Consider the following 13,739-nt stretch of genomic DNA (forward strand, 5'->3'; position numbering starts at 1 on the left):
TGGCTTTTAAATCGTATACCTTATTAGGATCTGTTGACCTTTCGCGGTTAAGTTTTGTTCGAGCCAAACGCGTTTAGCCGAACCCGCAGGGGTTTTAAAAATCATCTCGAAGGGTCAACAAGCCCTAATGTTAGGAGTGCCGTTATGTTTACCGTCGCCGCCGCTTTTGCCCCTCATTATACTTCCAGTGATCGACAGGCCCTACGCCAAGGGATTACCGAACAGTACATTGTTGACGAGAACACCTATCTAAAATCGTTGATGGAGCAAATACCCTCCAGCCGTCAAGACTTGGCGCACGTTCAAGAACAAGCCCACAAGTTGGTCACTCGGGTACGCAAAGAAAGCGACGGCGGGGATGGCATTGATGCCTTCCTACAGCAATACAGCCTAGATACTCAAGAGGGCATTATTTTAATGTGCTTGGCCGAGGCATTACTGCGTATTCCTGATAGCCACACTGCTGATGAGTTAATTAAAGACAAGCTATCTGGTGCCGACTGGGCCAAATACTTTCGCCAAAGTGACTCCACGCTGGTGAATGCCTCCACCTGGGGGCTCATGTTGACCGGTAAAGTCATTTCCATGGACAAAAATCTGGAAGGTCACCCAGCTAATGTACTTAACCGGATGATCAACCGTTTGGGCGAGCCCATGGTGCGTTCGGCCATGTACGCCGCTATGAAGATTATGGGCAAGCAGTTTGTGTTGGGCCGCAATATCAAAGAAGCGCTTACAGCCAGCCGCAAAGCGCGCAAGAACGGCTATACCCACTCTTACGATATGCTGGGCGAAGCGGCCATGACCGCCACCGACGCCGACAAATATTATCAGGATTACGCTAATGCCATTACCACCGTGGGTAATGAAAAGTTAGACGAGACCGCGGCTCATAACAACCCAGTGCCCCGCCCCTCTATATCAATTAAGTTGTCTGCATTGCATCCGCGTTATGAAGAGGCAAATCGTGAGCGCGTACTCTGTGAGCTATTTGATACGGTGCTTAAGTTGCTTGAGTTGGCTCGCCAATTAAACGTATTTGTGACCATTGATGCCGAAGAAATGGACCGACTCGAGCTCTCTCTCGACCTATTTGAAGCGCTGTATAAGAGCCCAATTAATAAAGGGTGGGGGGGATTAGGTATTGTTATTCAAGCCTACTCTAAGCGAGCGCTACCCGTATTATGCTGGCTAACCGCCTTGGCCAAAGATCAAGGCGACGAAATTCCATTACGCCTAGTAAAAGGTGCCTACTGGGACAGCGAAATAAAGCTTTGCCAACAAGGTGGCATCAATGGTTACCCAGTATTTACCCGCAAGGCAGGTACTGATATTTCTTATCTAGCCTGTGCTCGTTATCTGCTCAGTGATGCCACTCAAGGAGCCATATACCCGCAGTTTGCTACCCACAATGCCCATACGGTGGTGTCAGTAATGGCCATGGCAAATGACCGCGATTATGAGTTTCAACGCCTGCATGGCATGGGCGAAGAGTTATATAACGCAGTATTGGCCGAGCACCCCAGATTGAATTGCCGCATTTATGCCCCCGTTGGTGCGCATAAAGATCTCTTGCCCTACCTGGTGCGCCGTCTACTGGAAAATGGCGCTAACACCTCGTTTGTACATAAACTGGTAGACCCAAAAACGCCCATTGATACTTTAGTGACGCACCCGCGAGAGTCCTTGGCCGAATGCGACACCTTAGCCAATGATAAGATCCCCCTGCCGTTGGCTATCTTCCCCGACCGCCTGAACTCTCGCGGCCTAAACCTGAATATTGCAGGCATTCGCACCCCCTTCTTTACCACGCTAGATAAACTCAGTACGCAGCTGTGGCAAGCCAGTCCGCTCATCGGGGGCAAAGCCGAAACCCGCGGCACGCCGCATACGGTATTCAGCCCACAGGACCATAAACACGCCGTAGGCCAAGTGCATTTCGCCGATAAGGCCATGGTTGAACACGCGGTGAGCACGGCTCAATCGGCCTTTGTGTCATGGCGCGATACACCGGTAGAAATGCGAGCCCAGGCTCTAGAAAAGCTCGCCGATTTGTTAGAAGCGCATCAGGCTGAGTTTATTTCTTTATGTACCCGAGAAGCCGGTAAGTTGCTGCAAGATGGCATAGACGAAGTACGCGAAGCCGTCGATTTTTGCCGTTACTATGCCAACGAGGGGCGACGCTTAATGGCGCCCTCAACCCTGCCAGGCTACACCGGCGAGCTCAACACCTTGCAAGCCCAAGGGCGCGGCTCCTTTGTATGTATTAGCCCTTGGAACTTTCCGCTGGCCATATTCTTAGGCCAAGTAAGTGCGGCGCTAGTCACCGGTAATACGGTGCTAGCTAAGCCTGCTGAGCAAACCAGTTTGATTGCTCAGCTCGCCACCACCTTGGCACATAAAGCCGGTATTCCCCCCGAGGTGCTACAGCTGTTACCCGGCGATGGTGCCACGGTGGGCGCAGCACTTACCGCCGACCCACGTATTGCCGGGGTGTGCTTTACGGGATCGACCGACACCGCCATGCGCATCAACCAAACCTTGGCTCAGCGTCAGGGCGCTATTATTCCGCTAATAGCCGAAACTGGCGGCCAAAATGCCATGATAGTGGACTCCACCGCCCTGCCCGAGCAAGTGGTGCGCGATGTTGTGCGCGCCGCCTTTCAAAGTGCAGGCCAGCGTTGCTCGGCACTGCGAGTGCTGTATTTACAAGAAGACATCGCCGAGCGAGTACTAGAGATTCTTAAAGGAGCCATGGCTGAGCTTAGTGTGGCCGATCCTGCTTTATGGTCTACAGATGTTGGCCCAGTTATCGATCAAGGCGCACAAGCAGGGCTCATGGCTCATCTCGCCGCCATGCAAGAGGCGGGTAATGCCTTTATTGCCCAAACGCCACTAGGCGATAATTGTCATAATGGCTACTACGTTCAGCCCACGGCGCTAGAGATTGCCGCTATTGGTAAGCTAACCAAAGAACACTTTGGCCCTATCCTGCATGTGATCCGCTTTAAGGCAAAAGAGATAGACAAAGTCATCGACGATATTAATCAAACCGGATACGGCCTAACGCTGGGTATTCACAGCCGTAATGCCTCGTTTGCCGACCATATTGCTCGGCGCGCCAATGTGGGGAACGTGTACATTAACCGCGACCAAATTGGTGCCATGGTTGGCGTACAACCCTTTGGCGGCCAAGGCTTATCAGGCACCGGCCCCAAAGCCGGTGGCCCTCATTACCTCACCCGCTTTATTACCGAGAAAACCATCAGCAATAACACCACCGCCATTGGCGGCAACGCCACGCTGTTATCGTTAGGAGAAGGTTAAAAATCATAGCTGTTAGATATAAGCGGTACGCTATACGCCGTACGCTTTACGTAAAGGCCAAACCGGTGTTTTGCTTTAACGTACGGCGGAAAGCGTACAGCGTATCGCCACCCGAAGGAGTGCAGCTTAATAGCGAGACCATCCATATTGTTACTATGGTCTAATAGCGAAGCATAATGAACTAAGCTACGCTGGCTGATAGAATGATGGGATTCATATTACCCACATCACTCTTTATATGAAATGCGGTATCAGTCAACGTCACTGTCTGTACACCATCGCACAATGATGAGGGTCTATTGACCCTTACCACTAGAACTTTATGTTACAAGGAGAGCGTCATGAGCAATATCAGCCGACGCGATTTTTTTAAGATAACAGGTGCCACCCTAGCAACGTCGAGCATGGCGGTGTTAGGTATGACGCCCACCCCCGCTTTAGCGGCGGCGCGACAATATAAGCTATTGCGCGCCACCGAAACTCGCAGCACTTGCCCTTACTGCTCCGTTGCCTGTGGTATTTTGGTGTACAGCATGGGTGATGGCGCCAAGAACGCCAAGCCAAGTGTGATGCACATCGAAGGCGATCATGACCATCCGGTTAACCGCGGCACCTTGTGCCCGAAAGGTGCGGGACTCGTGGACTTTATTCACAGCCCTAACCGTCTGACCTTTCCTGAATATCGCGCCCCCGGCTCCGATACGTGGCAGCGTATTTCTTGGGAACAAGCCTATAGCGGCATCGCGAAATTAATGAAGGAAGATCGCGATGCGAACTTCGTTCAACAGACTGACGATGGCAAAACCGTTAACCGCTGGCTTACCACCGGCATGCTGGCCGCATCTGCCAGTAGTAACGAAGTGGGTTACATCACCCATAAAGTAATACGCCCTATGGGTATATTGGCATTCGATAACCAAGCACGCGTTTGACACGGTCCTACGGTGGCAGGTCTTGCCCCAACATTTGGCCGTGGCGCTATGACGAATCATTGGGTCGATATTAAAAATGCCGACGTTATTCTTATTATGGGCGGCAACGCTGCAGAGGCGCACCCTTGTGGTTTTAAATGGGTAACCGAAGCGAAGGCACATAATAATGCCACGCTGATCGTGGTCGATCCGCGCTTTAACCGCTCAGCCTCGGTGGCCGACGTGTATGCGCCGATCCGCACCGGTACCGATATCGTCTTTTTAGGCGGGGTTATCAAGTATCTGCTTGATACCAACCAGATCCAGCACGAATACGTGAAAAACTACACAGATCTATCGTTCTTGGTGCATGAAGACTTCGACTTCGAAGATGGCATTTTCTCCGGCTATAACGAAGACACCAGCCATTACGATAAATCCAGCTGGGATTACCAACTGGATGAGCAAGGTGAGGTCATTGCCGATCCTAGCTTGCAGCATCCGCGCTCTGTGTATCAGCTGTTAAAGCAACATTATCAACGTTATACGCCAGAAATGGTGGCGCGAGTTTGTGGCACGCCTGTTCCTAAATTTAATCAGATATGTGAACTACTGGCTTCCACTCATACCCCCGATCGCGCAGGCACTATTCTCTATGCATTGGGCTGGACTCAGCACTCCATTGGTTCGCAGATTATTCGCACCGGCGCCATGATGCAGCTATTGCTAGGTAACATCGGCATAGCCGGTGGCGGCATGAACGCGCTGCGCGGTCACTCTAATATCCAAGGTTTAACGGATTTAGGGCTAATGACCAACCTGCTGCCGGGCTATATGACGCTGCCAAATGAAGCCGAGCAAGATTTTGATGGCTACATTGCCAAACGCACCCAAAAACCGCTGCGCCAAAATCAGCTGAGCTATTGGCAAAACTATAAAAAGTTCCATGTCAGCCTAGCCAAGGCTTGGTGGGGCGATCATGCGCAAGCAGAAAACAACTATGCCTTCGACCTGCTGCCTAAGCTGGATAAACCCTACGACATGCTGCAAGTTTATGAGTTGATGAACCAAGGCAAGATGAACGGTTATATCTGTCAGGGTTTTAACCCGCTCGCAGCGGCACCGAACAAAGCCAAGATGATCAAATCATTATCTCAGCTGAAGTTCATGGTGATCATGGATCCTCTGGTGACCGAGACTTCCGAATTTTGGCGCAACATGGGCGAGTCCAATGATGTGAGCTCGAAGGATATTCCAACTGAAGTATATCGCTTACCGACCTCTTGCTTTGCCGAAGAAGCCGGCACCTTAGTTAACTCGGGCCGTTGGCTACAATGGCACTGGAAAGCCGCCGAGCCACCGGGAGAAGCCAAGACCGATATCGAGATCATGGCCACTCTGTATCAGCATATTCGCAAGCTCTACGAAACCGAGGGCGGCACCTTTGCCGAGCCTATTACTCAGCTGTCTTGGCCCTATGCTAATCCCTACGAGCCCACGGCCGAAGAGTTGGCAAAAGAGCTGAATGGCCGCGCCTTAACTGACTTAACTGACGGTGAAGGCAAGGTGATTCGCAAGGCCGGAGAGCAGTTATCAGGCTTTGGCGAAATGCGTGATGACGGCTCCACTTTAGGTGGCTGCTGGATTTACTCGGGCTCTTGGACCGAAGAAGGCAATATGATGGCGCGCCGCGACAGCAGCGACCCCACCGGTATTGGTCAGACACTAAACTGGGCTTGGGCATGGCCGGCTAACCGCCGCGTGCTATATAACCGAGCTTCCTGCGATATCGAAGGCAAACCCTTCGATACAAGCCGATCGCTGGTGCACTGGAATGGCAGCAAATGGACAGGCGCGGATGTGCCAGACTTTAAAGCCAATGAGCCACCCACCGATGGCATGGGTCCCTTCATCATGAACCCCGAAGGCGTAGCACGCTTTTTTGCCAAGGGCAACATGGCCGAAGGTCCCTTTCCTACCCATTACGAGCCTTTTGAAACGCCGCTCGGTTATAACCCTTTATTTAAAGACAACGCACGAGCGACCAATAACCCCGCCGCGCGCCTGTTTGATGCTGACAGAGCTGAAATGGGTAAAGTGGAGCAATTCCCCTATGTGGGCACCACTTATCGCTTAACCGAGCATTTCCACTACTGGAGTAAGAACGTACTGCTGAACGCCGTTATTCAGCCAGAGCAGTTCGTGGAAATTGGCGCCGAGCTGGCAGGTGAGCTGGGCATCAACCAAGGGGATGTGGTGAAAGTGTCATCCAACCGTGGCTACATTAAAGCCAAGGCGGTGGTCACCAAGCGCATTCGTGGCATGGACATAGACGGCAAGCGGGTACATCACATCGGCATTCCCATTCACTGGGGCTTTGTCGGCGTGACTAAACCGGGCTTTTTGGCCAATACGCTCACGCCCTCGGTCGGGGACGCTAACTCACAAACACCTGAGTTTAAGTCCTTTCTCGTCAACGTAGAAAAGGTGTAGGAGGAAGTCATGGCTTCACAAGGAATGGATATTAAACGTCGCTCGGCGACCACCACACCTTCACCCAGCGTTCGTAATTCCCCCGTGCAAGGCGGGGGCGTTGCCAAGCTTATTGATGTGTCGCAATGCATAGGTTGTAAGGCCTGTCAGGTGGCATGCATGGAGTGGAACGACCTGCGAGATGAGGTCGGGCATAACGTGGGCGTGTACGACAACCCCGCCGATTTGACCGAGAACAGCTGGACCGTAATGCGCTTTTCTGAATATGAAAAAGACGACGGCGATTTGGAGTGGCTGATCCGCAAAGATGGCTGCATGCACTGTGAAGACCCCGGCTGTTTAAAAGCCTGCCCGTCTCCCGGTGCCATAGTGCAGCATGCCAATGGCATAGTGGACTTCAACCAAGACAGCTGTATCGGCTGTGGTTACTGCGTAACCGGTTGTCCGTTTGATGTACCACGCATTTCTAAAACGGACAAAAAAGCCTACAAGTGTAACTTGTGCGTGGACCGAGTAGTGGTGGGCCAAGAACCGGCCTGCGTGAAGATTTGCCCCACGGGCGCCATTTCGTTTGGCTCCAAGGATGATATGAAGCATCACGCCGACGAGCGTATTAAAGATCTCAAGTCTCGCGGTTATGACAATGCGGGCCTGTACGATCCCGAAGGCGTAGGCGGTACGCATGTGATGTATGTATTGCACCACGCGGACAAACCACAGCTTTACAGTGATTTGCCAAAAGCACCCAAGATCAGCGCGATTGTTTCGCTGTGGAAGGGGCCGGCCAAACCCATTGGGGTGGCGGCCATGGTGCTAACCGCGCTGGTGGGCGCGGCGCACTATATCCGCAATCGCCCTTCAGAGGTGACGAAGGCCGACGAGCTGGCTGCCAAGCATGCGGCAGAGCTGGTGGCGCTGCAGGCTGCAGAACAAGCGGCCGAGGAGGATAAACATGGTTAACGATGACCAAGAAATTGTGCGCTACACGGCTAATCAGCGACTTAATCACTGGCTGATTGCCCTGAGCTTCGTACTGCTGACCATTTCTGGCGTTGCATTATTTCACCCAAGCCTATTTTGGCTGAGCAACCTATTAGGGGGTGGCACTTGGACGCGGATCCTGCACCCCTTTATTGGTGTGGTGATGTTTGTCAGCTTCTTCAGCTTTGCGCTGCAGCTGTGGCGAGATAACCGCATGACGGCGGACGACCGAGCTTGGTTGAAAGCCGTGCCTAAGGTTATCTCTCATCAAGAAGAAGGCGTGCCGGAAGCCGGCCGTTATAACGGTGGCCAAAAGGTACTATTTTGGGTGTTAATCGTGCTGATGTTGGGCTTGTTGGTCTCGGGCGTGCTGATGTGGCGGACCTATTTCACCTTTCCGGTGGAACTGATTCGCTGGGCATCTTTGCTGCATGCACTGTTTGCCTTCGTACTTATTTGCGCCATCATAGTGCACGCTTACGCGGGCATTTGGGTGAAAGGCTCGGTACGCGCCATGACTCGCGGCACGGTAACCCCGGGCTGGGCGTGGAAGCATCACCGTAAGTGGTATCGCAAGAAAATGCGTGATTCCAACCTAAAGTAAGCGGGTAAGTTCGCATCACAATTATCCGACTGCCGTCAAATGACCAGACTCGTTTGACGGCTTTTTATCTTAGATTTTTGTGCTTCAATTTTTTATAAATAGACAAATACTGACTTCACTCAAGGAGTGCTCATGCAGCGAATTCTTACCCGTGGCGAAATAGAAACGCTGGATCGCACCAGCGTAGTGCGCCTTATTTCCCCCATGCCGGACACCTTTAGCACGCGCGCCCAGCGGCTGAGAGATTTAGCCACCGATAATCCGATTGAGGATTATCTGCTATTGATTGCTCAGCTGGCAGATGCCCAGCAACAGGTATTTGCTCAAGACTGGTCACTAACCGCCATCGATGAATCACAGCTTGCCCAAGCGCAAGCTCACGGTATGCCGCCTTTTAGCGCCAGCAACATTAAGCGAGACGCCACTTGGCGCGCTATGCTGAGCGCCATTCTCGAGCAGCTGTTACAACAAACGACTCATTCCGAACCCCTGCCAGATGCGGTACGCAACAATTTAGTGCAATTGGCTGATGATATTAATAATAAGCCTGAACTTATTGAGCAACAGGCCGATGACTTGCTCAACCAAAAACTAGAAAAAATCGATGCGGCTCGTGCGCCTTTTATCATGGCCGGTTTACAAGTTTACTGGAGCCAGTTAGTAGCAGGGCTCGAAAGCCAGAAAATTCCTGCGCACACACCTTTTGGTTTGTGCCCTTGCTGTGGCAGCCAGCCGGTGTCCAGCACCGTGATGTTGGGCGGGCCCAAAGAGCAGATCCGCTACGCTACCTGCTCGTTATGCTCGAGCCAATGGCATATTGTGCGCGTCACCTGCACCCATTGCGAAGATACCAAAAAGCTGGCTTATCACTCGCTGGAGGAAGGTAGTGCCGGTATCAAGGCCGAGTCTTGTGATCATTGCCAGCATTACCGCAAGATTTTCTATCTTGATAAAGAGCAGTTTGCTGAGGCTTTCGCCGATGATCTAGCCAGTCTTCCGCTAGATATTTTAATGGGCGAAGCGAACTTTTATCGTGCCAATAACAACCCCTATTTTTGGCAAGCAGCTGAACAATAATGACCCTATCCACTTCCTCCCAGCAGCCACTCGCCCTGCCGGCAGATTTGCCGGCATTGGATAAGGTGCTGCATAAGCCAGAGTTAACACCAGCCATCAATCAACACGGGCTAACGCTGGTCACTCAACAATTACGCTTGTTATTGGCGCAGTTGCGCACTCGGGTCCTGCAACAGCAACTGACCACAGCCGATGTAGATCCCGCCTACATAATCGCGCAGCTTATCGAGCGGCTCAACGCCTTAACAGCCTCTAAGCTAAAAACCGTTATTAACCTCACTGGTACCGTGCTACATACCAATTTGGGCCGCGCCTTATTACCCGACTGTGCCGTAGAGGCCGTCACTCAGGTGCTGACTCAGCCCACCAACCTCGAATTTGACTTAGCCAGCGGAAAGCGTGGTGACCGAGACAGTTTGATTGAAGAGCTGATCTGCGAATTGACCGGCGCCGAGGCCGCCACCGTGGTCAATAACAACGCCGCCGCCGTGCTACTGATGCTTAACGCCTTGGCGTCGCAAAAGGAAGTCATTGTGTCACGCGGCGAGTTGGTAGAAATTGGCGGCTCATTTCGCATCCCCGACATTATGAGCAGTGCTGGCAGTAAACTAGTCGAGGTGGGCACCACCAACCGCACCCATTATGCAGACTATGATCGGGCCATTAATGAGCACACCGCCATGCTGATGAAAGTACACTGCAGCAACTATGCGGTAGTGGGTTTTACTAAAGAGACCGACCTGAGTGAACTGGTTAAGCTCGGCCAGCAACATCAGGTGCCAGTCACGGTGGACTTAGGCAGCGGTACTCTGGTTGATTTAGCGCAGTGGGGGCTGCCCCATGAGCCCACCGTAAAAGAGATTGTCGACGCGGGTGTCGATCTGGTGACTTTTAGCGGCGACAAGCTATTAGGTGGGCCGCAAGCAGGCTTTATTGTCGGTCGCAAATCACTCATTGAGATCATTAAAAAACATCCGTTAAAGCGCGCTTTGCGGGTGGGTAAGTTAACCATGGCAGCGTTAGAGTCCGTGCTGTCGCTATATCGCAGCCCCGAATTATTACCCGAGCGATTAACCACTCTGCGCTTGCTAACTCGCCCTCAGGCCGAGATACAACAGCAAGCCGAACGACTGCAATCGAGCTTACAGCTCGCGGTGGGTGGCGATTATCAAGTGAGCTGCGCGCCCATGCACAGCCAAATTGGCAGCGGTGCTATGCCGATTGAATCTCTGCCAAGTTTCGGGCTGGTGGTTCATTATGCGGGCTCCGACAAGGCCGGACGTCAAATCATGCAACTAGAGCGCTGGCTGCGTAATCAATCGCAGCCTATTATTGGCCGCATCCATAAAAACGCGATCTACTTAGACTGCCGTTGCCTAACGGCTCAACAAGCAAGTCTGCTGCAAGAAACATGGAGTGCCACTCGGTTATGATTATAGGTACGGCGGGTCATATTGATCATGGCAAAACGGCCTTGGTACGCGCGCTAACCGGCGTGAATACTGACCGCTTAAAGGACGAGCAACAAAGAGGTATTACCATTAGCTTGGGCTATGCCTATCAACAGCTTGCTGATGATATCACCCTCGGTTTTGTTGATGTGCCCGGCCACGAAGGGCTTATTCATACCATGGTAGCGGGTGCCACAGGTATTGATTATGCCATGTTAGTGGTAGCGGCTGACGATGGAATTATGCCGCAAACCATTGAACACATAGCTATTTTATCCTTACTCGGCCTATCTCAGGGCTGTGTGGTTATTACCAAACAAGACAAAGCTCAGCCAGAGCAACTGACCCACACGCTACAGCAACTCAGCCAAGCGCTGGCTAATACCTTTTTAGCCACGGCACCGCAGTTTATCGTTGATAGCTTATCTGGCACCGGCATAGCAACCTTAAGTGCGTTTTTGCAACAGCAGGCTCAACAGCAGCAAGCTGCGACCCGCACGGGCCTGTTTCGTTTAGCCATCGATCGCGCCTTTACCTTGACCGGCCAAGGCACAGTGGTCACCGGCACCGTACACGGTGGAGCATTCGATTTGCAAAGCAGCAATGTTAAGCTGCGCTTGATGCCCGTCAATACCCCAATAAGAGTACGCAGTATTCATGCGCAAAATCTGCCCAGCAACACCGCTTTAGCGGGTCAGCGCTGCGCACTGAATATTGCTAATATCGCCAAAGAGACCATCGACCGTGGCGCCTGGCTGGCGGATGATCGCTGCTTTACACCCTCGACGCGCATCGATGTACAGTTAAATTTACTCAGTAATATGGTGCAGCCGCTCACCACTTGGGCCCCGGTGCATGTGCATATAGGGGCGGCGCATGTGATGGCGCATCTAGTACCGCTCAACAAAGAGACATTGCAGGCCGGGGAACAAGCTTTTGCGCAGCTGGTATTTGACAGTCCGCAGTGTGCTATGCCCGGCGATCGCTTTATTATTCGCAACGCACAGGCCAAACACACTATTGGGGGGGGCTGTGTGCTTGATGCCAACGGGCCGGATCGAAAACGCCGCACCCCAGCGCGCCTGAGCTGGTTGGCCGCCATTGCCAATTATCTAGAAAGAAAGAGTCTAGCCAACAATCACCTGCAACCCTTGCTTCGCCAAGCTCCTTACGGCGTTACCTATCCAGATCTGCAGCGACTGGTTAACGGAGACGTCGAGCAGCTTGCTCTTCCCGACCATGCATTGTGGATAACGCCAGCAACGAACAAGCAAGTGGCCGTACTGATGGATCAGCAGCTCTGGGAGAATCTGCTAAGCAAGATTGAAACCACGCTGGAGCTGGCCCATCAACGCTATCCGGATGAACCGGGCATGGGAGCTGATAGGTTGCGCCGTATGACGGATCCCGCCATGCCGCTCTCTTTGTGGCAAAGTGCATTACAATCCCTAGTACAGCAGCAGCGCCTTAGGGTTCAAGGGGCTTGGTACCATATGCCTCAGCATACGGTGAGCTTCAGTGAGCAAGAGCAGCAACTGGCAGAGCAAATTCTGCATCTGGCTTACCAAGGTCAGTATGATCCTCCTTGGGTACGCGATATAGCAACCCTGTTGGAAATGCCCGAGCAAGATATTCGCCAACTTTCCCGAAAACTGGTGCAGCGTGGCAAACTGTATCAAGTGCAACCTGATTTGCTCTATCACCATCAGCATATCGAACAACTTGCTCAACTGTTGCGCGAGTACCCTCAGGAACAAGGTATTAAAGCTGCCGAACTTCGGGATCAATTGGCGCTTGGGCGAAAAAGAACATTGCAAATACTCGAGTTTTTTCAACGAATTGGCTATAGTCGGCGCTTGCAAGATAAGCATGTGATCCGTACCGACAATATGCTATTTACAACCTAGCGTTATGTTGGCATTGTTAGGCTTAATAGATCTTATCTCTGTGGAAAGTAATCGTATCCGGTGGTGCGGCTGGGCTTCAAACCCAGTTGGGGGTGTTAGACGCTCCTAGGTAGGTTCGACTCCTACTACTTTCCGCCACAGCTCTACTCTCGCCTTTTTGCGCAGGACGATATAATGGACGATGCTACCTTTGATAACTTGGCACCCAGCCAAGTAGTCAGCACCTTGGCAGGCACAGAACACACTCTAGCCAATGAAGTCCCATTAGCCATTACCCTCAATGGCGTTAATCATGCGGTAATGATGGTCAGCCCCTATCAACTTGAAGCCTTTATGATCGGCTTTCTCTTGACGGAAGGTATTATCCAGCATCACAGAGACATTCACGATCTCGAGTTTACTCGCCAGAAAAATGCCATTATAGCCAACGCCACACTGGCCAACCGCTGCCATCAGCCGTGGCAGGAGCAAAGGCGCAATCTATCGGGTCGTACCGGCTGTGGCTTGTGCGGCATCGAATCGTTACAAGCCGCCTTACCCAACCTACCTCCCTTGCCGATTAGCCCATTGCCTAGCACAGAGGCACTAATGGGGCTGCGCGCTCAACTTCCAGACTGGCAAAAGTTGAATCGAAACTGTGGCGCCCTACACGCCGCTTTTTTTGCCGATAAGCAGGGCCAAATACAGCATGCCAGTGAAGATGTCGGTCGTCATAATGCACTCGATAAGCTATTGGGATGGCGGCATCGGCAGCCCAGTCAGCCTGAGGGCATGATATTAGTAACTAGCCGTTGCAGCATAGAGCTGATCCTAAAGATGGTACGCACTTACAACCCTACTCTGATCACCTTAAGCGCGCCCACCACGCTTGCAGTAGAGCAGGCGCGGCACTATCAGCTCAACTTGATACACTTACCGTATCAGCAGCAGCCCAGAATCTATGCGGCGGCTGCGTGTAAACAGTTAGAATGACGGTAAAGAGACAGTG

Annotated in this window: 8 protein-coding genes and 1 tRNA gene; all 9 read left to right on the forward strand. The window is 52.2% G+C overall.

Annotated elements, in window-relative coordinates:
- The first annotated feature begins 144 nt into the window (after positions 1-144).
- The 9 genes from putA to fdhD all read left to right on the forward strand — a co-directional run bounded on the left by putA (position 145) and on the right by fdhD (position 13,723).
- The gene (gene putA, locus ACFQ1C_RS14535) at positions 145-3,327 is read left to right on the forward strand and encodes a bifunctional proline dehydrogenase/L-glutamate gamma-semialdehyde dehydrogenase PutA (protein WP_379559392.1); all 3,183 of its coding nucleotides are present in this window, start codon (positions 145-147) and stop codon (positions 3,325-3,327) included.
- A 341-nt stretch (positions 3,328-3,668) separates the two neighbouring features.
- Positions 3,669-6,731: a formate dehydrogenase-N subunit alpha gene (gene fdnG / locus ACFQ1C_RS14540; protein WP_379559393.1), complete on the forward strand. Its 3,063-nt coding sequence runs from the start codon at positions 3,669-3,671 to the stop codon at positions 6,729-6,731.
- 9 nt (positions 6,732-6,740) lie between these two features.
- Positions 6,741-7,691, forward strand: coding sequence for a formate dehydrogenase subunit beta (gene fdxH, locus ACFQ1C_RS14545; protein WP_379559394.1), 951 nt, complete (start codon positions 6,741-6,743; stop codon positions 7,689-7,691).
- On the forward strand, positions 7,684-8,316 hold the full coding sequence (locus tag ACFQ1C_RS14550) for a formate dehydrogenase subunit gamma (protein ID WP_379559395.1): 633 nt from the start codon (positions 7,684-7,686) through the stop codon (positions 8,314-8,316). Before fdxH ends, ACFQ1C_RS14550 begins: the two co-directional genes overlap by 8 nt.
- Positions 8,317-8,448: 132 nt before the next feature.
- Positions 8,449-9,393, forward strand: a complete 945-nt coding sequence (fdhE, locus tag ACFQ1C_RS14555) for a formate dehydrogenase accessory protein FdhE (protein ID WP_379559396.1) — start codon at positions 8,449-8,451, stop codon at positions 9,391-9,393.
- Positions 9,393-10,826: an L-seryl-tRNA(Sec) selenium transferase gene (gene selA, locus ACFQ1C_RS14560; protein WP_379559397.1), complete on the forward strand. Its 1,434-nt coding sequence runs from the start codon at positions 9,393-9,395 to the stop codon at positions 10,824-10,826. Before fdhE ends, selA begins: the two co-directional genes overlap by 1 nt.
- Positions 10,823-12,751, forward strand: a complete 1,929-nt coding sequence (gene selB / locus ACFQ1C_RS14565; RefSeq protein ID WP_379559398.1) for a selenocysteine-specific translation elongation factor — start codon at positions 10,823-10,825, stop codon at positions 12,749-12,751. Before selA ends, selB begins: the two co-directional genes overlap by 4 nt.
- Positions 12,752-12,793: 42 nt before the next feature.
- Positions 12,794-12,889 (forward strand) — tRNA-Sec (locus ACFQ1C_RS14570).
- Between the two features lie 36 nt (positions 12,890-12,925).
- Entirely contained in the window at positions 12,926-13,723 is a 798-nt protein-coding gene (gene fdhD / locus ACFQ1C_RS14575) for a formate dehydrogenase accessory sulfurtransferase FdhD (RefSeq protein ID WP_379559399.1), read from the forward strand.
- Positions 13,724-13,739: the final 16 nt, after the last annotated feature.

The sequence above is a fragment of the Oceanisphaera ostreae genome, assembly GCF_042676125.1.
Classification (GTDB): Bacteria; Pseudomonadota; Gammaproteobacteria; order Enterobacterales; family Aeromonadaceae; genus Oceanimonas; species Oceanimonas ostreae.